21 protein-coding genes and 1 pseudogene are annotated in these 20,063 nt (G+C 64.4%); 7 read left to right on the top strand and 15 right to left on the bottom strand.

What is annotated here, in order from left to right; translation table 11 throughout:
• The first annotated feature begins 7 nt into the window (after nt 1-7).
• Complete coding sequence (locus tag I6F20_RS04325) at nt 8-1,033, top strand: ABC transporter permease (RefSeq protein ID WP_225125179.1); 1,026 nt, start codon at nt 8-10, stop codon at nt 1,031-1,033.
• A 291-nt stretch (nt 1,034-1,324) separates the two neighbouring features.
• On the opposite strand, the gene I6F20_RS04320 is transcribed toward I6F20_RS04325, so the two are convergent.
• Entirely contained in the window at nt 1,325-2,014 is a 690-nt protein-coding gene (locus I6F20_RS04320) for an L-2-amino-thiazoline-4-carboxylic acid hydrolase (protein ID WP_225125178.1), read from the bottom strand.
• A gap of 45 nt (nt 2,015-2,059) precedes the next feature.
• Nucleotides 2,060-2,452 carry a RidA family protein gene (locus tag I6F20_RS04315; protein WP_225125177.1) on the bottom strand — a complete coding sequence of 131 codons (393 nt, stop codon included), beginning with the start codon at nt 2,450-2,452 and terminating at the stop codon, nt 2,060-2,062.
• A gap of 131 nt (nt 2,453-2,583) precedes the next feature.
• Here I6F20_RS04315 and I6F20_RS04310 point away from each other — a divergent pair, with 131 nt between their 5' ends.
• The 3 genes from I6F20_RS04310 to I6F20_RS04300 all read left to right on the top strand — a co-directional run bounded on the left by I6F20_RS04310 (nt 2,584) and on the right by I6F20_RS04300 (nt 4,819).
• The gene (locus I6F20_RS04310; protein ID WP_225125175.1) at nt 2,584-3,210 is read left to right on the top strand and encodes a LysR family transcriptional regulator; all 627 of its coding nucleotides are present in this window, start codon (nt 2,584-2,586) and stop codon (nt 3,208-3,210) included.
• A gap of 236 nt (nt 3,211-3,446) precedes the next feature.
• Entirely contained in the window at nt 3,447-4,436 is a 990-nt protein-coding gene (locus I6F20_RS04305; RefSeq protein ID WP_225125173.1) for a sensor histidine kinase, read from the top strand.
• A 38-nt stretch (nt 4,437-4,474) separates the two neighbouring features.
• On the top strand, nt 4,475-4,819 hold the full coding sequence (locus I6F20_RS04300) for a response regulator (RefSeq protein WP_249786997.1): 345 nt from the start codon (nt 4,475-4,477) through the stop codon (nt 4,817-4,819).
• Nucleotides 4,820-4,877: 58 nt separating this feature from the next.
• Here I6F20_RS04300 and I6F20_RS04295 read toward each other — a convergent pair.
• From I6F20_RS04295 to I6F20_RS04270, 6 genes and pseudogenes are all read right to left on the bottom strand, one after another.
• A pseudogene (locus tag I6F20_RS04295) lies at nt 4,878-6,158 on the bottom strand (lipoprotein-releasing ABC transporter permease subunit).
• Nucleotides 6,159-6,237: 79 nt separating this feature from the next.
• Nucleotides 6,238-7,266 (bottom strand): ABC transporter ATP-binding protein, encoded by a 1,029-nt coding sequence (locus tag I6F20_RS04290; protein ID WP_225125170.1) that lies wholly within the window; start codon nt 7,264-7,266, stop codon nt 6,238-6,240.
• On the bottom strand, nt 7,259-8,239 hold the full coding sequence (locus I6F20_RS04285) for an ABC transporter ATP-binding protein (protein ID WP_225113108.1): 981 nt from the start codon (nt 8,237-8,239) through the stop codon (nt 7,259-7,261). Before I6F20_RS04285 ends, I6F20_RS04290 begins: the two co-directional genes overlap by 8 nt.
• Nucleotides 8,236-9,057 (bottom strand): ABC transporter permease, encoded by an 822-nt coding sequence (locus I6F20_RS04280; protein ID WP_128265630.1) that lies wholly within the window; start codon nt 9,055-9,057, stop codon nt 8,236-8,238. Before I6F20_RS04280 ends, I6F20_RS04285 begins: the two co-directional genes overlap by 4 nt.
• Nucleotides 9,054-9,977: an ABC transporter permease gene (locus I6F20_RS04275; protein ID WP_128265629.1), complete on the bottom strand. Its 924-nt coding sequence runs from the start codon at nt 9,975-9,977 to the stop codon at nt 9,054-9,056. The genes I6F20_RS04280 and I6F20_RS04275 overlap by 4 nt, the downstream gene beginning before the upstream one ends.
• 55 nt (nt 9,978-10,032) lie before the next feature.
• Nucleotides 10,033-11,622, bottom strand: coding sequence for an ABC transporter substrate-binding protein (locus I6F20_RS04270; protein WP_518513044.1), 1,590 nt, complete (start codon nt 11,620-11,622; stop codon nt 10,033-10,035).
• A gap of 221 nt (nt 11,623-11,843) precedes the next feature.
• On the opposite strand from I6F20_RS04270, the gene I6F20_RS04265 reads away from it, so the two are divergent.
• Nucleotides 11,844-12,728, top strand: coding sequence for a hypothetical protein (locus tag I6F20_RS04265; protein WP_225125169.1), 885 nt, complete (start codon nt 11,844-11,846; stop codon nt 12,726-12,728).
• Between the two features lie 64 nt (nt 12,729-12,792).
• On the opposite strand, the gene mtnK is transcribed toward I6F20_RS04265, so the two are convergent.
• Nucleotides 12,793-14,082: an S-methyl-5-thioribose kinase gene (gene mtnK, locus I6F20_RS04260; RefSeq protein ID WP_225125168.1), complete on the bottom strand. Its 1,290-nt coding sequence runs from the start codon at nt 14,080-14,082 to the stop codon at nt 12,793-12,795.
• A gap of 230 nt (nt 14,083-14,312) precedes the next feature.
• Between mtnK and I6F20_RS04255 the strand changes: the two genes are divergently transcribed.
• Together I6F20_RS04255 and I6F20_RS04250 are read left to right on the top strand one after the other, a co-directional pair.
• Complete coding sequence (locus I6F20_RS04255; protein WP_036025325.1) at nt 14,313-14,762, top strand: YidB family protein; 450 nt, start codon at nt 14,313-14,315, stop codon at nt 14,760-14,762.
• Between the two features lie 31 nt (nt 14,763-14,793).
• Nucleotides 14,794-15,057 (top strand): GlsB/YeaQ/YmgE family stress response membrane protein, encoded by a 264-nt coding sequence (locus I6F20_RS04250; protein WP_024341246.1) that lies wholly within the window; start codon nt 14,794-14,796, stop codon nt 15,055-15,057.
• Here the strand turns inward: I6F20_RS04250 and I6F20_RS04245 are convergent, their stop codons facing one another.
• Genes I6F20_RS04245 through nuoN form a run of 6 tightly spaced genes read right to left on the bottom strand, consistent with a single transcriptional unit; the run spans nt 15,058 to nt 20,057 of the window.
• A complete protein-coding gene (locus I6F20_RS04245) occupies nt 15,058-15,411 on the bottom strand; it encodes a hypothetical protein (RefSeq protein WP_036025327.1) in 354 nt (117 codons plus the stop codon). It lies immediately after the preceding gene.
• A gap of 31 nt (nt 15,412-15,442) precedes the next feature.
• Nucleotides 15,443-15,718, bottom strand: coding sequence for a DUF1467 family protein (locus I6F20_RS04240; RefSeq protein ID WP_025036606.1), 276 nt, complete (start codon nt 15,716-15,718; stop codon nt 15,443-15,445).
• Nucleotides 15,719-15,727: 9 nt separating this feature from the next.
• Entirely contained in the window at nt 15,728-16,132 is a 405-nt protein-coding gene (gene mce, locus I6F20_RS04235) for a methylmalonyl-CoA epimerase (protein WP_036010154.1), read from the bottom strand.
• A 10-nt stretch (nt 16,133-16,142) separates the two neighbouring features.
• Complete coding sequence (locus I6F20_RS04230; protein ID WP_157283559.1) at nt 16,143-17,813, bottom strand: ribonuclease J; 1,671 nt, start codon at nt 17,811-17,813, stop codon at nt 16,143-16,145.
• Complete coding sequence (locus tag I6F20_RS04225) at nt 17,813-18,619, bottom strand: biotin--[acetyl-CoA-carboxylase] ligase (protein ID WP_225125167.1); 807 nt, start codon at nt 18,617-18,619, stop codon at nt 17,813-17,815. The genes I6F20_RS04230 and I6F20_RS04225 overlap by 1 nt, the downstream gene beginning before the upstream one ends.
• Before the next feature lies 1 nt (nt 18,620).
• On the bottom strand, nt 18,621-20,057 hold the full coding sequence (gene nuoN, locus I6F20_RS04220) for an NADH-quinone oxidoreductase subunit NuoN (protein WP_225113103.1): 1,437 nt from the start codon (nt 20,055-20,057) through the stop codon (nt 18,621-18,623).
• Between the last annotated feature and the right edge of the window lie 6 nt (nt 20,058-20,063).

The raw sequence follows: 20,063 nt of genomic DNA, 5'->3' as shown, positions 1-20,063 counted from the left end.
GAAGCACATGAGCAGCGAGACGGCTTTGGCGACAGGACAACGGGCACGGGGCCTTGCGCCCTTCCTGCGCTCGCAGATGCGCAACATCGCCCCGTTCCTGACGCTGATCTTCCTCACCGCCTTCTTCGCCTTCGCCAGCCCCTCCTTCGCGACGCTCGACAATCTCGGCAACATCCTGACCCAGGTGTCGGTGACGGGCATCATCGCCGTCGGCCTCACCTTCGTGATCCTCTGCGCCGAAATCGACCTGTCGGTCGCCAGCATCGCCAACGTCACGGGCATTGCGGTCGCCTACTTCACGCTGCAGGAATCCTACGTCAACATCGCCAACATCCCCCTGCCCGGCGCCGTCGCGATCATCCTGTCGCTCCTGCTCTGCGCCCTGCTCGGTCTCGTCAACGCGGTGGGGCTGACCGTGATCGGCATCCCCTCCTTCATCATGACGCTGGCGATGATGCAGATCGCCGCCGGCATCTCCGCGCTGCTGGTGCGCGGCCAGATCGCCTACAAGGTGCCGAGCCTGATCACGACGCTCGGCTCCGGCTCGATCGGCGGCATCCCCTGGATCGTCATCGTCGCCGCCATCATGCTGCTCGGCGGCCATCTGGTGCTGACCTACACGCGCTTCGGCCGCTACGTCTACATGGTCGGGGGCAATCGCGAGGCGGCCGAATATTCGGGCCTCAACGTCAAGCTGATCCTCGGTGCGGTGATGGTGATCTCGGCGGTGTGCTCGGGCCTCGGCGGCATGCTCGGCGTCGCCCATTTCGGCAGTGCGCAGCAGAACGAGTTCGACACCTACCTGCTCGATTCCATCGCCGCCGTCGTGGTCGGCGGCACCAGCCTGTTCGGCGGCCGCGGCGGCATCGGCAACACCATCGTCGGCCTCTTCGTGCTCGGCGTGCTCAACAACGGCCTCGACCACGTCAACATCGACAGCTTCCTGAAGATCCTGATCCGCGGCCTGATCCTGCTGGCGGCGCTGGTCATCAACGTCTATGCGCAGCGCTTGAGGGAGAAAGCGGCGGAATAGACGGCCTGCAAGACAAAAGTGCGAAAACAACCCCATGCACAGTAGCCGGTGCGAGTGGAATCAATGACTTGCCGGCGGGCGTCGTAAACTTGCGGATTTTGCGAAGCCGATTTGCTCCGTCGGGCAAAACAGGGGTATTATGTCATCATCGGCAGCGGGCTTCGAAGGCTGGTTCATCCCCGTCATTGCGAGCGCAGCGAAGCAACCCAGACTCTCTCCGCGGATGCATTTCTGGATTGCTTCGCTGCGCTCGCAATGACGACGCGGAATCGGGATCAGCTATATCGCGGGTCAGCGGGTGCGGTCTAATCGCGAGAAGCGGAAATTGCAGTGGGTTGCGCCGCCCGCCAGCGTCTGGGTCCGTTCCAGGCGGATGCCTCGCGCGGCATAGGCGACGAAGTCGAGGCCGCAGATGTTCGGCAGGATTTCCTTGTCGCCATGGCAGGCCGCAAGCTTGCAGAAGCCGCAGGCCTTGTAGTCGATGCCGAATTCGAAAGTGTCCTGCGGACCCGGCTCGACGAAATCGTAGACGAAATCTTCCGGAAACTCCGCTTGGTGAGCTTGTGTAACGCTTCTTGCCGCCTGTTCGCGCATCAAGGCCTGGTTCTCCCGTGACATGAACTGGCGCCCCGCGGCGAGACGCTCGGCTTCTGGCGTCGTCAGCAGCTGCGCCTTGTAGGTTTCGCGCTCGATCTCGCCGATCACGGGCACCGGCACGCCGTGGCGCCGCAGCACCCGGCTGATCGCCATGAATCCGGTCAGACGCATGAAGAAATCGCTCATGCGGCTTGCCGCGCCGCCGACATAGGGCATCTGGGTGAGGACGATCTGAAATTCGTCCATCACCTCCTGCCTGATTGCGTCGATGTCGGAGAGATGCGCGCGCTCGCGGAGCATCGGTTCGGCAAGGTCTATCCGCTCGCGCATGGCGGCCTCCATCGCGCGGCGATGCGTCTGGTAGAACGGATGAATCTCAGCCATTGGACACCTGATATGATTGACTCATTGCAACAGCACGACGCTGCCTCATTCCGCGGCGATCGCCTCGATCTCCAGCAACCATTTGCTGTCGACGGTCTCGACCACCACGACCGTCAGTGCCGGCTGGTGCTCCCCGAGCACCGCGCGGCGAATGACGCGGTTGGTGACGACTTGGCTGCGATCGGTCAGGAACGTGGTGACCTTGACCAGGTGCTCAATGCCAAGGCCCGCCGCGGCGAGCACTTCCCTGACGTTGCGCCAAGCCTGCTCGCATTGCGCCTCGAAGCCGTCAGGCACGGAGCCGTCGGAATTTTGAGGCACCTGGCCGCTGATGAACAGCAGGCGGTTATGCTGCTTCAGCTCCAGGCCCATGCAGTAGCCGCCGGCGGGCGGGTGAACCGTTGCGGGATTGTGGCTGACGATGTGAGCTGGCGGCATGGCGTTTCTCCAGATTTTGCGCGTCAAGCGTATCCGGCGGCATCAGGGCCACGCAAAGCATCATTGCTGCGGTTCAGCGCAAGAAAATCTATTGCAAGGACGCGGCCTATCGGTGTCAAAGTGCAGTTGCGATGACCTACGCCCTTCCCCCGCTCAACGCGCTCCGCGCCTTCGAGGCCGCCGCGCGCCATCTCAGCTTCAAGCTGGCCGCGCACGAACTGCACGTTACGCCCGCGGCCGTGGGACAGCAGGTGAAAGCGCTGGAGGCGCGCCTCGGCGTGCAGCTGTTCGAGCGGCTGCATAAGCAGCTCATCCTCACCGAGGCCGGCCGGGCCTATCTGCCCGGGATCTCCGAAGGCTTCCGCCACATTGCCGAGGCGACCTCGCAGCTGAAGCCGGCAGGCACGGTGCTGCTGCAAGTGGGGGTCCACGGCAGCTACGACCTGCGCCGCCTCGAGCTTGCGGCGTTTCGCAGCGCACATGCGGAGATCGGCTTGAGCGTGCTGCAGCCCGCCGGCCTGCATGAGCTCGTCGAGGGAAAGGTGGACCTCTTGATCGCCCGCGGCGTGAGCCACCATCCCGGCTATCGCTGTGAACGGATCGATGAGGGATCAGGCGCGGGTGATTGGCTGGTTGCGCCAGAAGGCACGGCAGATTGTCCGGAGGTGGTCAGTTTTCGCGTGTGGCTACGCGCCCTGCCCGCGGCGAAACCGCTCGCAAATCACCGCCCGCGTCTGGTCGGCGGCGTCGGGAGTTGACGGAGCCGAAGGTTGCGTGCCGAGGCCCGGGACTTCCGTTCAACTCAACGCCCTACCCGTAAAGAGAAAAATCGCGATGACCGTCTAGGGCGCGTACTCATAAACCCGCCCCGCAACGGCGGGAACTCGGTGGGTGCCTTAGATTAGCATCTGGCACCAGCAGACCAACCCAATTCCGTTGTGAACGACCGCACGCCATATTAGCCTAGTCGAAACCTCCTCGGGTGAGGGCCGAAATGAACCTCGAAGACTTGTACCGGCTTCTGCGCAGCGAGCATGTCCAGGCGCAAGGGATCGTTGATACCCTGGAGGAGCCGTTGCTGGTGCTTGACCAGGGCGGTTGTGTCCTTACGGCCAATCGCGGGTTCTACGAAACCTTCAGGGTGGCTCGGGATGACACAGTCGGGCGCAGCCTGTTCAACCTTGGCGACGGTCAGTGGGACATACCCGAACTCAGGCGCCTTGTTGGCGAGATCATCCCCCGTTCTACCGCCGTCGTCGGATACGAGGTAAAAGCCGACTTCCCGACCATCGGTCCGCGCACAATGCTGGTCAGTGCGCGTCGCCTCGTTCACCCCGACAATAACAGCACCAGCATCTTGATCCTGTTCGAGGACGTGACCGACAGGCGCCAAAGCGAGGCGCAAAAAGACATTCTTCTCGCCGAAACGCGCCATCGGATGAAGAACCTCCTCGGGATCATTCGCTCTCTTGCCAATCAGACCGATGTGGAAGGCCGGTCAGCCAAGGAGTACCGCGATGCCTTCTTGGGGCGGCTCCAAGCTGTGGCCGAAGCCGAGACCCTCGCCCTGGCCGGCAGCGCCGAAGCCGATCTGGGTGTTCTGGTGGAGCAGTCGTTGAAGGCCGCCGGTCCGGAGCGATACCGGCTGATCGCCGGGCCAGCAGTTCGCCTCAGCCCACGGCAAGTCGTGCCGATGAGCCTCATTCTGCATGAACTCGCCACCAATGCTTTGAAATATGGAGCGTTCTCCAACTCTGGAGGGCTCGTCCACCTGAGCTGGCGCACGTCGGAAGAGCAGGGCAAGACCTTCCTGCACATCGACTGGCGAGAGGAAAACGGCCCACCCGCTACTTCGCCAACTCGCTCCGGATTCGGCTCCAGGCTGATCGAGCTCAGCGCCGTGCAGGGCTTACGCGGCGCCGTGGAACTGAAGTATGAGCCAACCGGTTTAAGGGTTCACATCACCGCGCCTGTGGAGTCTTGAACCCCCGGGGACACATTGTGCACGATGCTCCCCGAATCTTGGTCGTCGAAGATGAGTACCTCATCGCATTGGAGCTCGACACCCAGTTGAGGGCTGCCGGATACCAGGTGATCGGTCCCGTCCCAGACATTGATGGCGCTTTGAAGCTGCTCAAGGCTGACCGGCCCGACGCGGCCATCCTCGACGTCAACCTCGCTGGCGAATGGGTCACCCCCGTCGCGCAAGCGCTCCAGGCGATGTCCGTACCGTTCATTCTTGCCAGCGGCTACGTTGCCGCCGATCTCCAACGCGCTCCAGTATTGCGCGACGCCGTCAATGTCGGAAAATCGTGGAGGCCCGATTATCTCCTCAAGGCCCTTCGGAGCGTCCTAGAGGGGAAGTAAGGAACTCGCTCGGGGCTCTCGCAGTCACTAGTATAGCCTCCGCGCGTCGTTGCCGTGACTAGCCCCGCTGTCGCAGAGCCTCGACGGGGTCGAGCCGCGCAGCTCGCCACGATGGATAGAGCGTTGCGAGGAATGACAGGGTCAGCGCCATGATCACGACCGCTGCGGATTCCACGGGATCGATCTCCGCCGGCAGTTCTGACAGAAAATAAAGCTTTGGCGGGAACAACTCGGTACGCGTCAGCCAGGACATCAATTGCCGGACCGCTTCGATATTCCTGCAGACGAGAAGCCCGACGCCGAAGCCGACCAGCGTTCCGGCCACGCCGATCGAAGCGCCGGTGATCATGAACGTCCGCATGATCGCGCCCCGTGAGGCGCCCATGGTCCTGAGGATCGCGATGTCGCTGCCCTTGTCCGTCACCAGCATGATCAGACCGGACACGATGTTCAGCGCGGCCACCAAAACGATCAGGCTGAGGATGAGGAACATCACATTTCGTTGGACCTCGAGCGCGTTGAAGAACGTCGTATTGCGCTGTCACCAGTCAACGAGGAAGATTGGTCGACCAGCCGCTTCCGCTACCGTCTTGCGAAACAGGTCGATCCGATCGGGATTGGCCGTGAAAACCTCGATCGCGGTCACGTCCTGATTGCGGTTGAAAAAGGCCTGCGCTTCTGCGAGCGGCCTGAAGATGACGCCCGCGTCGTATTCGGACATCCCAATCTCGAAGACAGCCGCGACTCGATATTTCTTGACGCGCGGCATCATGCCCATGGGCGTGACTGCGCCGCGTTGCGCAACGAGCGTGATATGGTCACCGGCATGGACCGAGAGTTGATCGGCAAGACCCTGGCCGATGGCGACGCCCTGGCTCTCGTCAAAATGTTCAAGTGAGCCCTCCTTGATGTCATTGGCTATCGAGGGAAGCTGAACGAGATCCGCCGCCCGAATGCCGCGCACCAAAACGCCGGAAGCGTTTGACGACGATGCCAGTGCCGGGCCGTCAACAACCGGTACCACCAACCGAACACCCTGCACCTGGCCGATGCGTTCGGCGACATCTTTCCAGTCCGTCAGAGGGGTCTCCAGTGGCTGCGCCACAATATGCCCGTTGAACCCGAGGATCTTGCCCAAAAGTTCGGTGCGAAAACCGTTCATCACCGCCATGACGATGATCAGCGTGGCGACCCCGAGCAAGATTCCCAGAAACGAAAACCCCGCGATGACTGAGACAAACCCCTCTTTGCGACGGGCACGTAGATAGCGTGCAGCGAGCATCCATTCGAACGGCGCAAAGGGTCCTGCTTGCGGCGAATCCATCACGGTCTCGTCCATCATCCGATGAGGTCCGGCATTCTGTTCTGTTATGATCGGATTGGCTACCTTGCGTGTGCCCAGACGCGCCTTCGGCGCATCAGCCCTCGGTCGAGACTAACGCCATCCGCCCCGCAATCTCCTCACTCCGCCAGCACCGCACCGCATGCCCATCCGCCCGCGTCCCCAGCGCCGGTCCCGGCTCGCTCCGGCACACCGCCTCGGCGTAACGGCAGCGCGGGCTGAAGGCGCAGCCGTTCGGCGGGTTGAGCGGGTTCGGCAGGTCGCCGCCGGTCGTTGCCAGCGGAGCATGGCGCAGCGGATCGGGGATGGCCGCGATCAGGGCCTGCGTGTAGGGGTGCGCGGGGCGCTCGAAAATCTCGCGCCAATGGCCGTTCTCGACGATGCGGCCGAGATACATCACGGCGACGCGGTCGCTCATGTGCTCGACGACGCCGAGGTCATGGCTGATCATGATGTAGGACAGGCCGAGCGTCTCCTTCAGCTCCAGCAGCAGGTTGATGATCTGGGCGCGGATCGAGACGTCGAGCGCCGAGACGGGCTCGTCGCAGATGACGATCTTCGGGTTGAGGATCAGGGCGCGGGCGATCCCTATGCGCTGGCGCTGGCCGCCGGAGAACTCATGCGGATAGCGGTCGGCCTGCTCGGGGCGCAGGCCGACGTGCCTGAGCATCGTCGCGAGGCGGTCCTCGATCTCGCTTTTCGCGGTCACGCCGTGCACGCGCAGGGGATCTTCGAGCGTGCGGCGCACGGTCTGGCGCGGATTGAGCGAGGCGTAGGGATCCTGGAACACGATCTGCACGATGCGGGCGAGCGCTTTCCGGTCTCCGGATTGCCGGTTCGTGACGACCTGCCCGTCCAGCACGATGCGGCCGCGCGTCGGCGTCAGCAGGCCCAGAATGGACAATGCGACCGTCGACTTGCCGGAGCCGGATTCGCCAACGAGGCCGAGGCATTCGCCGCGCTTCAGCTTGAGGTCGACGCCGTCGACGGCGCGGAGCAGCCGACGGCCGCGGCCCAGCAGGCCGCCTCCAAGCGGAAAATGAACGGCGAGATCCTCCACGCTGAGGATCACATCGTCATCCGCTCTCCCCTTTGGCTCATGCATGGTGGTGACACCGGACGAAACCGCCCGCCTCCAGCCCTTCCGTCTGAGGCGCGGTGGTTCGGCAAATATCCGTCGCCTGCGCGCAACGCGGATTGAACCGGCAGCCATCGGGGAAGCGCGTGATCGCCGGCACGACGCCCGCGATCTCCTTCAGCCTGCTGCGGCCGAGCGCAGCACGGCTGCCGAGACGCGGCAGGGAGTCGACGAGGCCCTGCGTATAGGGATGGGAGGGCGCTCGGAAGATGTCGGCCGAGCCGCGCTCCTCGACGATGCGGCCGGCATACATGACGGCGACGCGGCGGCAGACATTGGCAACAAGGCCGAGATCGTGGCTGATCATCAGGATCGCCGTTCCGCGCTCGGCGCACAGATTGCGCATCAGCTCGATGATCTCCGCCTGCACGGTGACGTCGAGCGCGGTGGTCGGCTCGTCGGCGATCAAGAGGTCCGGACCGCAGGCCAGCGCAATCGCGATCATCACGCGCTGGCGCATCCCGCCCGACAGCTGATGCGGATAGTCCTTCACGCGCCGCTCCGGCGCGGGGACGCGAACGCTCGCGAGCGCCTCGACCGCCAGCTGGTTGGCCTCCCGCCAGCTCTTGCCCTTATGCAGCACGAACATTTCGGCGATCTGCCGCCCCACCGGCGAGACCGGGTTCAGCGCCGTCATCGGCTCCTGGAAGATCATGGCGATGCGATTGCCGCGCAGTTGCCGTTGCCTCGCAGCGGACAGGTGCTGGATCTCCTGGCCCTGGAACCGGATGACGCCGCCGCCGATCGACAAGGGTGGCCGCAGCAGGCCGATCAAAGCGAGCGCCGTGATGCTCTTGCCGCAACCGGACTCGCCGACGAGGCCGAACGTCTCGCCGCCATCGATGCGGAATGAAACGCCTTCGGCCGCAGCAACGCGCCTTAATCCGTCATCGAGATCGATGCGGAGATCCTCGACCTCGAGCAGCGGCGCGCCGGTCATGTGCGCCGGCTCCGCGATTGCGGATCGAGGATGTCGCGCAGGCCATCGCCGAGCAGATTGAGGCCGAGCACGGTGAGGAAGATGGCAAGGCCCGGGAAAATCGAAAGCCACGGCGCCGTCGTGATCTGCTCGCGCGCTTCCGACAGCATGCTGCCCCAGCTCGGAAAGGGCGGGCGGACGCCGAGGCCCAGGAACGACAATGCGGCTTCGGACAGGACCGCGCTGCCCATGCCCAGCGTGCCGATGACGACGATCGGCCCCAGCATGTTCGGCAGGAGCTGCGTGATCATGATGCGGATATCACCGTAGCCGAGCACGGTGGCCGCCTGCACATAGCCCTGGCTCCGCAGCGACAGCGCCGAAGCCCGTGCCAGGCGGCAAGTGAACGACCAGTTGGTCAGCCCGAGCGCGATCAAGAGGCTGGTCAGGCCGGGACCGAGCACCGCCATGATGGCGAGCGCGAAGATCAGCGAGGGGATCGCGAGCATGAGATTGGTCAGGGCGTTGACGACATCGTCCCACCAGCCGCCGAAATAGCCGGCGCTGAGGCCGAGCGCCACGCCGATGACGCTGTTAATGAGCTGGGAGACGATGCCGACCGTCAGCGAGACGCGCGCGCCGTAGAGGACACGGGAATAGATGTCGCGGCCCTGCGCGTCGGTGCCGAACCACCAGGTCCAGCTCGGCGGCTCCTCCGCATTCATGAGGTTGGCGTCCATGACGGGATCGGTGTGCGCCAGCCATGGCGCGAGCAGACCGACCACGATCGCCAGCGCGAACAACGCTCCCCCGATGACGAGATTGGCGCGCAGCTTCATGCGTATCTGATCCTGGGATCGATCACGCCGTAGAGCATGTCGATCAACAGATTGATCGCGAGAAAGAACATCACCACGACGAGGATGGAGCCCTGGACGGCGGGAATGTCGCGCTGGAGCACGCTGTCGACCAGCAGCGAGCCGATGCCCGGCCAGGAGAACAGTTTCTCGACCACCACCGCCTGCCCCATCAGCGCGCCGAATTGCAGGCCCATGGTCGTGAGGATGAGTACGAGCGCGTTGCGCATCACGTGCCACTTGACGACCCTGGTCTCGCTCATGCCCTTCGAGCGCGCGGTGCGGACGAAATCCGCGGTCATGATCTCGAGCACCGCGGCGCGCGTCGTCCGCGCCAGCAGCGCCATCGGCGAGACGCCAAGCGTCACGGCGGGCAGGATCAGGTATTTGAGGCTGCCGTCACCGTAGCCGAAACTCGGCAGCCAGCCGAGCTTGAGCGCGAACAGGTACATCAAGAGCAGCCCGAGCCAGAACTTGGCCAATGACAGGCCGGACACTGCCAGCATCATCGAGACGGTGTCGACGAGGCTGCCCGGCCGCAAGGCGGCGACGAAGCCGAGCGGCACGCCGAGCAGAATCGCAAACGCCATGGATGCGAAGATCAGCTGCAGCGTCGGCCATGCCCGCTTGGCGATCATGGTCGTGACAGGCTCACGGGTCCGGAACGATGTTCCGAAATCGCCGGTCGCGAGCCCGGCGATGTAGGTGCCGAAACGCATATAGACGGGCTGATCGAGGCCGAGCTGCTTCTTCATGCGCAGCTCGACCTGCGGATCACTGTCGTCGCTCATGCTCGAGACGATGCTGCCGGGAACGACGCTGAACAGCACAAACACCAGCAGCACCACGGCGAGCACGGTCGGGATGGTCTGCAGGACGCGGCGGATCAGGAACGCGAGCATCTCAACTTTTCCCCGCTCCCTCCCTCGCCCGTCGCGCTAGGCGGGAGCGCGCGTGTCACTTCGCGGGCGAGGTCTCGTCGACCCAGAGGTCCTCGACGTTCTGGTGGGTCAGCTCGGTCGCGTTGAGCTGAATTCCCTTCAGCCAGGGCTGCACCGCCATGACCGCCTTGTTGTAGTTGAAGAACCAGACCGGCGCCTCCTCGTAGAGCAGCGCATTGGCCTTCTGCAGCAACTGGATGCGCTTTGTGGGATCGTCGGCCTGTCCGGCTTCATCGAGGATCTTGTCGAAGTCGGGATTTTTGTAGGTCGTGTAGTTACAGGCCGCCTGCGGCGTCGCCGAATGGAAGCATTTGAGCGCGGCCTGAGGATCGGGGCCGCTCGCCTGGGAATAGATGAAGGCCTGATAGTCGCCGGTGCGAACCACCTCGGCCAGCACCGCGGTCTCGACCTGCTTGACCTTGGCCTTGATGCCGACCTTGTCCAGCATCGGAATGACGGCCGAGACGATCGGCAGACCCCAGCTTTCATTCTGGCTGGTGGTCCATTCGAACTCGAAGCCGGATGCGTAGCCGGCCTCGGTAAGCAATTGCTTGGCCTTGGCGGGATCGAAGGGGTAAGGCTTCATCGCCTTGTCGTAGGCCGGCGAGGTCAGCGGCAGCCAGCTGGTGGCGCGGTAGGCCTTGCCCTTGACCAGCTTGTTGATGATCAAATCGGTATCGATGGCGTAATTGATCGCCTGCCTCACGCGCTTGTCGGAGAACGGCTTGACCGCGGGATTCATGCCCATGTAGCGCGTGAACACCTCGGCGACCTCGACGATGGTGCCCTTGAGGTCAGCGTCGGATTGGTAGGCGACGTACTGCGCAGGTCCCAGCACCGAGGTGTCGATCTCCTTGTTGCGGAACGCGACGTCGCGCGCCGCGGCCTCCCCCATGACCGACACCACGATCTTGTCGGCATAGGGCTTGCCGGGCTTGTAGAACCGGTCCCAGCGCTCCAGGACGATGCGCGATCCCGGCACGTGCTCCACGAACTTGAACGGACCGAGACCGATCGGCTTCTGGATGAAGCTTTCCTTGGCGGCCTCGTCGGCGGGATAGATCGAGGTCAGCGCGGTGAAGAAGTAGAAGCCGGGATCAACCTTCTCGGTCAGCTTCATCTCGATGGTGAAGTCGTCGATCTTCTTCAGGCCGGAGATCTCCTTGGCCTGGCCCTTCTCGACTGCGGCTGCGCCCTCGATGACACGGACGTAACGCGCGCCGGGATAGGCCTTGCTGCCGTCCATGATGCGGTTGTAGGACCAGATGATGTCGTCGGCGGTCATCTTGCGGCCGCTGTGGAAATAGGCGTCGTCGCGCAGCTTGAAGGTGTGAACGAGGCCTCCGCCCGAGACCACGCTCTCCTTGGCGAGCTCCAGCACCGGCTTGCCCTCCGCCGAATTCCAGATGTAGAGCGAACGGTGCAGGGCCTTGGCGTAGATCTCGTCCTGGGCGCGCTGCGTGGTGTGAATGTCGAGGCTGGTGAAGCTCGAGCCGTAGGGCGCCGTCATGCGGATGGTTCCGCCCTTGCGCGGAGTCTGCGCCTCCGCTGTGGCGGCGAGCGCCAGTCCCAAACCGGCAACGATCGCGATGGTCTTGAACATCATGTGTCCCCCCGACGCAGGCGTATTCCGATAAGTGATTTGATCATTCGTCGCCTGCCGAAAGCAAGCTTCGTTTTGACGGCAAATGATGCCGGTTCCTGAGGCAGTCTTTCGGCGGGGCATTGACGCGGTGCGTCATCGACGACCAGGATCGATGAACATTTTTCCTGATCAACGCGACCAAGCTCAGGATCATTATCTGAGCCCCAAGGGATCTGGAAAAAATGAATCGCCGAACGCTAGCTGCCCTGCTCGCGGCCGGTCTGGTCGCCGCGACGGCCGTGCTGGCGCGCCCGGTCGCGGCCAGCCTGGGTGGAGAGAGCGTGACAGACGCTATCCAGTTCGGCTGGAGTCGCACCTCCGGCGCGAACGACAATGTCGACCAGACCTGGTGGGCGGTCCGGAGCCATGACACTCTGCACAATTTCGTCGAACGACTGCTCAGCATTCCCGTCGGGATGATGGCGCGCGGTGCGGGAGCGCGTTTCGAAGCCAAGCTCTCCGAGCATACCGGCCTGCCGCTGCCCGAAGGCTGGGCCCTCGCGACGGCGAAAGATTCGCCGCAGATCCAGTCGATCTACGCCGAGACGCCGCGCGATTTCGCTTCTGTGCTCGGCTTCTATCGCGACGCACTCGGCAAGCGTGGCTGGACGGAGAAAGAAGGTGCCGTCGAAGAGCCGGACCGGGCCGTGATCACGTTCCTGACGAGAGAGGGACCGGTCCTGCTCCGGCTCTCACGTCAGGACGACAAGACAATTGCCGAGCTGTCGAGGCGCAAGCTCGCCTCGGCGACCGTCGGCCTCCTGCCGAAGCCCGGGCAAGTGAGGCTGATGCTCGGCAACAAGACGGATGAAGCGGCGGTGATCACCGTCGCCGACCAGGCCGTCAATCTGGCGGCGCACGCCGGCGAAGAACTGGCGAACTCTGACGGTGCCGCAGGCGAATTGCCGGACAGCCAGAAGCTCGATCTGCCGCCCGGCAGGTACAAGGTCACCCTCAAGGTGGACGGCGGAGCGGCAGCGAGCCGGGAGTTCGAGGTCGCGGCCAACGAGACCTGGGGTTTGCTGGCCGGCGCGGACGGCGTCCTGCTGCCGATGCGGCTTTACTAACGTTCCGGGGACGATCTCTCATCTCGCAATCACGGAGCGTGGGCGGGCTCCTCATGAGGCCGGTTCAGCCCGACAATTCCGGCATCCAGTCCCGCAGTTTTCGCGCGGCATTCGTCACATCCGCGATGGTCCGGAACGACGCCGTCTCCACCATCATCGCCCTCGCCAGCCGCACGGCACGGGCTTCGCTGACCGCCCGCGTGCGCGGGTCCTCGATCAGCTCGAAATCGATGTTGTGGGCGAGGCCGAAGATGCGGCGGATGATTTTTGCGGCTGCGAAGCCGACAGCGTCGGCGAACAGGCGTTGCACGTAACTTTTTCGCTCGGCTTCCAGCCGCACGGCACCCTGCTCGCCGGCGAAAAGCGAGACCGGATAGGCATCGCCGGTGCCTCCCGCCCGCCAGAGATCGAGGAACTTTCGGGCGAACTCGGTCCAGACCTGCTCGACCGTCTCCAGCACCCAGGCCTCGAATGCCGCCCGTTCGCCCGGCGCGCGCTCGTGGCCGGCGGAAGCGAAATAGGCCATCAGGAGATTGGCCAGCACGGCGCCGATGTCGAAGCCCATCGGACCATAGAATGCGAATTCCGGATCGATCACCCGGGTCTGGCCGTCCGTGACCATGATCGAGCCGGTGTGGAGGTCGCCATGGATCAGCGCTTCCGGGCTCGCCATGAATTTCAGCTTCAGCCGGGAGACCGCGACATGCAGCTCCAAGTCCTCGCGCAGGTTCGCGGCGAGGCCGTCGAGATGGGGCGCGGTCCAGCGGTTCTGCTCGGCGATGCGGTAGGGATCGGTGAAGATCAGGTCCTCGGTGATCTTGCAGAGCGCATGGTTGCAGGCAAAGGCCGCGATGGCCTCCTTCTTCTCGGCCGCTGACAGCGCGAGGTCGGAGGTGAAGAACAGCGTCTGCGCCATGAAGGTGGTGATATCGTCGACGAAACGCGGATAGCGCGTTGCCGCGACCAGGCCCTTTCGCATGATGATGTGGGGCTCGAGCAGCTCCATCACCGTCAGCGCCAGCGCCTCGTTGTGATGCAGCACGGCCGGCACCAGGCCGGGCGCGAGCTGGGCCTGGCGCGACAGCGCCAGATATTCGTAATGGGCGCGCGACAGCGGCAGGGGCCAGCTCTCGCCGACGAGGCGGACGTAAGGCAGCGCCTGCTTCACGGCGATGCCGCCGCGCGCGCCCTTGACGATGAAGACGAGGTTGAGGTTGCCGTCGCCCACCTCGGTGATCGCCCAGGAGGACGCCTCGCCGCCAAGGAGCGCGGCGATATCAGGCAAGCCCGCGAGATAGTCCCGCAAGTCCGCCTCGTGCAAAATCCGATAGTCCCCTGCCCGGTCCCCGGTCATTGCGATCCCATCCCATGTCTGGGCCGGATCGCTACTCCCGATGCTGGCAAGCTCGAGCCGATCCGGCCATTCTTTTCATCGGATCGTAGCCACAATGTACGTTGTCTGCCACCCGGTGCTTTGGTGGCGGCCAAGCTGGGACGCTTGGTCGCGAGCTCCGATTGGTCGATTGAGGAACCCAAGCAGCCTGAGACGGTTTTGGGTTTCTGACCTTCTAAAAGGAGCTAGCGATGAGCCGCGGAATGCCTTCCATGACTGCCCTGCTGGCGATGCTGGCCATCGCCGGATATCAGAACCGCGACAAGCTGGCGGAGTTGCTGAAAGGCGCCGGCGCCGGCTCGTCCACCGGCGGCCAGCAACCGCTCGGAGGCATGCTCGGCAATCTCGGCGGCATGCTCGGCGCTGGCGGAATCGGGGGCCTGCTGAACGGCGGGATTGGCGAGCTCCTGGAGAGATTCAACCAGAATGGGCAGGGCGAGATCGCCGATTCATGGGTGAAGCCGGGCCCCAACAAGGAGATCTCCCCGCCGGAGCTGAAGCAAGCCATCGGCAGCGATGTCCTGGAAAAGCTCGCACAGCAGACCGGGCTTTCCCAGGAGGAGATCGTCTCACGGCTAACCCGCGAGCTTCCTTCCGCAATCGACAAATACACGCCAGATGGACGCCTGCCCGACGCATAGAAGCAGCGGCTCAACTCGAAAAGGTGTACTCATGAGCATTCTCTGGACCATCATCATTGGCTTTCTCGCCGGCGTGATCGCCAAGTTCATCATGCCGGGCGACAACGAACCTTCAGGGTTCATCCTGACGACCATCCTCGGCATCGTCGGCGCCTTCGTCGCGTCGTATCTTGGGCAAGCGCTGGGCTGGTATCGCCCTGGCGAGGGTGCGGGCCTGATCGGTGCCGTGGTCGGCGCGATCATCGTGCTGTTCGTTTACGGTCTCTTCGCCGGCCGGCAGCGCCGCGCGATCTAGCTAGAAAGTCTCCCGCTCCAGGAAGCTGGAGCCGATGTCGGCCTTTCTCTTGATCGGATCGTAGTCGCAATAGACGCTGTCCGCGACCAGCGTGTAGCTGGCGCTGACCGTGTATTTGTCCGTCTTGACCGAGTTCAGGCCGATCACCGAGGTGCTCTTGCCGCCGTTCCATTTGAACGGCGTCGAGCTTTTGGCCTGCTCGCAGGCCAGCACGGCCTCGTTGAAGACATAGCCCTCGACGAACGCCTTCAGGGTGCGCACCTGCACCGCCATCCGCCATTCGAAATAGCCGATGGCACCGAGCCCTGCGACGATCAGCACCAGAAGCGCAATGACGATACGCTGAAATGTCATTTGTGACCCCCATAACAACGCCAATCAAAACTTAAAACGGCATTCCCATCATCTTCGACAGGCGCTCGATCGAGAGATAGCCGGCATGATAGGCCGCAAGGCCAATGCCGAACACGATTGCCGAGATGATCGTGGTCCAGATCAGCTTGTGCCCCATGCGGGTGAGGATGGGAGCACCGGGATCGGTGCCGGGCGCGCCAACACCGTCCTCGTGCTGGCTGCGCACGCCGAACGGCAGCGTCACGAACAGCATGACCCACCAGAGCACGAAATAGATCGCGAGCCAGGTTGAAATCTGGATGGCCATGACGCGGCCCTATGCCTGCTCGATCTCGACGAGGGCGCCGGAAAAATCCTTCGGGTGCAGGAACAGCACCGGCTTGCCGTGGGCGCCGATCTTCGGCACGCCGTCGCCGAGCACCCTCGCGCCCTCCTTCACCAGCGTGTCGCGCGAGGCGATGATGTCGACGACCTCGTAGCAGACGTGATGGATGCCGCCGTCGGGATTGCGCTCGATGAACTTCGCGATCGGCGAGGCCTCGCCGAGCGGCTCGATGAACTCGATCTTGGTGTTGGGCAGGGTCGCGAACACGGTGGTGACGCCGTGCTCGGGCAGCGGCACGGCCTCGGAAATCTGGGCGCCGAAGGCCGCACCGTAGATCTTCGCGGCCTTGACCGCATCCTTGGTCGCGATCGCGACATGGTTGAGCCGGCCCAACATGTTCCCCTCCCTATACCGTCAGTACATGTACCAGACAGGGGGGCTTTTTGCCCCAATGTTCGTTGATCACGGCCCGGACAGCGCGTCGCACCGACTCGGCCAAGGCGTCCGGATCGCGCCGGCGCGCCCTCGGCAGGCCTTCGATGGTCGACATCACGGCATCGAAGACGATGTCATCGAAGGCCTCGCCCGCCCTGTTCTTCTCGGGGATGCCGACCAGATCGAGCTCGGGATCACCGGCGAGCTCACCCTGCGCGGTCATGGCGATGGCGACGAAGGCGCAGCCGGAAAAGCCCATGCGGCGCCGCTCCACGACGGCACGGGACTTGGAGTCTTCCAGGATCGTGCCGTCCTTGTAGAGACGCCCCGATGGCACCTCGCCGACGATGCCGGGATCGCCGGGGCCGAGCTTGACGAGGTCGCCATTGCGGCAGACCAGCACGCGCGGCACGCCGGCGGCGCGAGCGAGCTTGGCGTGCTCGTGCAGGTGCAGCGCCTCGCCGTGGACCGGGATCAGGATCTGCGGCTTCACCCAGGAGATCATATCGCGCAGCTCGTCACGGCGGGGATGGCCGGAGACGTGGACCAGCGCGTCGCGGTCGGTGATGACCTCGACGCCCTGCAGCACCAGATTGTTGATGATCGAGCCGACCGCCTTCTCGTTGCCGGGAATGGTGCGCGAGGAGAAGATGACGCTGTCGCCGCGGTTCAGCGTGATTTCAGGATGGTCGTCATTGGCGATGCGGGCCAGCGCGGCGCGCGGCTCGCCCTGGCTGCCCGTGCACAACGCCAGCACCTTGTCCTGCGGCAGGTGGCCATAGACCTCGGGCGAGCGGAAGTTCTGCACGCCCTCGAGATAGCCGGTCTCGCGTGCAACCTGCACCACGCGCTCCATGGCCCGGCCGACCACGACGACCTCGCGGTCCGCGGCCCTCGCCGCGTCAGCCACCGCTTTGACGCGGGCGACGTTGGAGGCGAACGTCGTCACCGCGACGCGGCCCTTGGCGGATTTGACGAGGTCGATGATGGTTCGGGCGACCTCGGCCTCGGAGGGCGAACGGCCGTCCCGCACGGCATTGGTGGAATCGCCGATCAAGGCGAGCACGCCCTCTTCGCCCAATTCCCGCAGCCGCTTCTCGTCGGTCGCGGCTCCAAGCGTCGGGGTCGGGTCGATCTTCCAGTCGCCGGTGTGCAGCACGATGCCGGCGTCGGTGTGGATCGCCAGCGCATGCGCTTCCGGAATCGAATGCGCGACCGGAATGAACTCGACGTTGAACGGACCGATATCGACACGGCCGCCTGAAGGCACCACGGTGACCGGAATCTCGGGCGCGTTGCGCTCGGCGGCGCATTTGGCCTCGAACAGCGCGGCGCTGAACCTGGTTGCGTAGATCGGGCATTTCAGCTTCGGCCAGAGGTCGATGATGGCGCCGAAATGATCCTCATGGGCGTGGGTCAGCACGAGGCCCATCAGGTTCTTGCGCTCCTTCTCCAGGAAGGAGATGTCGGGCATGATCAGGTCGATGCCGGGCAGATGCTCCTCATCGCCGAAGGAGACGCCGAGATCGACCGCAAGCCAGGCGCGCTGGTGACGGTTGCCGAGGCCGTAGATCGACAGGTTCATGCCGATCTCGCCGACGCCGCCGAGCGGCGCAAACACCAATTCGTCCGGCCTTGCCATCACGCTGCTCCCACCGAGGCGACGGGCCCGAAGAACACCTCGCCGGCCGCCACCGGAACGAGGCGGCCCTCCGCGGTGCGGACGATCAGGCAGCCGGTGTCGTCGATCGTGTCGAAAATACCTTCCAGCGTCATGGTTCCCGTGTGGATGGCAACCTTTTCGCCGAGGCCGGCGGCGCGCTCCAGCCAGAGCCTGCGGATCTCGGCAAAGCCGCGGCCATTGTCCCAGATGCCGCGGAACTCGACCCAGGCATCCGACAGCGCCATGAATAGCTCCTCGGCGCTGATCTGGACGCCGAGGGCGGCCAGCGACACCGCGGGCGTCGGGGTGCCCTCGGGCGCGGCGACCACATTGGTCCCGATGCCCACCACGACGGCAAGGCCGCCACCGACGGCCTCGGCCTCAAGGCCAATGCCGACCAGCTTCTTGCCGCTGGCGAGCACGTCATTCGGCCATTTCAGCGCGTAGCGGGGCCGGCCTTCGCCGAGACGGAGCGCGGCCTCGAGGCTCACCTTCTCCAGTGCCGCCTCCTCGGCCAGCCCTGCGGCAAAGCCGAGCGTGGCGGCGACGGCGGGGGCGACGTCCATGACTTCGAGGATGCTGGCGGCGAGATTGCCGCGCGGCGCGATCCAGGCGCGCTGACGCCGGCCGCGGCCGGCGGTCTGCTCGGACGTGACGAACCACATCGGGCCGCGCTCGCCGGCCCTGGCGTGTTCGATCGCCTCGCTATTGGTCGAGCCGGTCCGTTCGAACGCCGCGAGCCTGTAGCCCGCAGCCGATGCGCGAGGACCGAGCGCGAAGGCCATCCTAGAACAACGACTTTGCCGCGGCCGAGGCGACGCTCACCACGGGCCCCGCGAACAGCGCAAACAGCAGGTTGAACAGGCCAGCGACCGCCAGCACCGTCCGCACTTCGATGCGGACCGGATCGACCCGGCCGGCCGGCTCGTCGAAATACATCGTCTTGACGATGGCGAGATAATAGTAGGCGCCGACCACGCTGGTCAGCACGCCGATGACGGCGAGCGTGAACAGGTTCGCCTTGATGGCGGCGACGAAGACGTACCATTTGGCGAAGAAGCCGGCGAGCGGCGGAATGCCGGCGAGCGAGAACAGCAGCATCGCGAACATGAAGGCGAGCAGCGGATTGGTGCGCGACAGGCCGGCGAAATCGCTGATCTGCTCCACAGCCTGGCCGTTGCGCTTCATCGCGAGGATGATGGAGAACGAGCCCAGCGTCATCGCGACATAGATCACGATGTACATCAGGACGCCCTGCGCGCCTTCCACCGTGCCGGAGGCAAGGCCGACCAGCGCAAAGCCCATGTGGCCGATCGAGGAATAGGCCATCAGGCGCTTGATGTTGCTCTGGCCGATCGCGGCGAAGGAGCCGAGCGCCATCGAGGCGATCGACACGAACACCAGGATCTGCTGCCATTGCGAGACGATGCCGGGGAATGCGGTGAGCGTCACGCGGGTGAAGACTGCGAGCGCGGCGACCTTCGGCGCCGACGCGAAGAAGGCGGTGACCGGGGTCGGCGCGCCCTCGTAGACGTCAGGCGTCCACATGTGGAACGGCACGGCCGAGACCTTGAAGCAGAGGCCGACGAGCAGGAAGACGAGGCCAAACACGAGGCCGACATTCGAAACCGTCGCGGCCGCGGCGATGCCGGTGAAGCTCACCGTGCCGGTGAAGCCGTAGACCAGCGAGGCGCCGTACAGCAGCATGCCCGAGGACAGCGCGCCGAGCACGAAGTACTTCAGGCCGGCTTCGGTCGACTTGGCGTTGTCGCGGTTCGAGGCTGCCACGACGTAGAGCGCCAGCGACATCAATTCGAGGCCGAGATAGAGCGAGATCAGGTCGCCGGCCGAGATCAGCACCATCATGCCGAGCGTCGAGAGCAGCACGAGGATGGCGTATTCGAAAATCCGGCGCGACGGGTCGGACAGGAACTCGGTCGACAGGACGAGCGTCACGGCCGAGCCGATCAGGGCCAGGATCTTCATGAAACGGGCGAAGTCGTCGACGATGAAGCTGCCGCCGAACGTCACCTGCTTGCCGGCGGGCTGCATGTAGACGAGCGCACCGACCACGATCAGAAGCACCACCGCCAGCGACGTCACGGTCCTAGTCGTCTCCTGCCCGCGATAGGCGCCGAGCATCAGAAGCGCCATAGCGCCGACCGCGAGCACGAGCTCGGGCAGCACCGGCGCCAGTTGATAACCTGCAGTCGAAAAGCTCATGGCGAT

The sequence above is a fragment of the Bradyrhizobium sp. IC3123 genome (assembly GCF_020193625.1).
Classification (GTDB): domain Bacteria; phylum Pseudomonadota; class Alphaproteobacteria; order Rhizobiales; family Xanthobacteraceae; genus Bradyrhizobium; species Bradyrhizobium yuanmingense.
The sequence above is the reverse complement of the archived record's forward strand: the minus strand, read 5'-3'. Positions and strand labels throughout refer to the sequence as shown.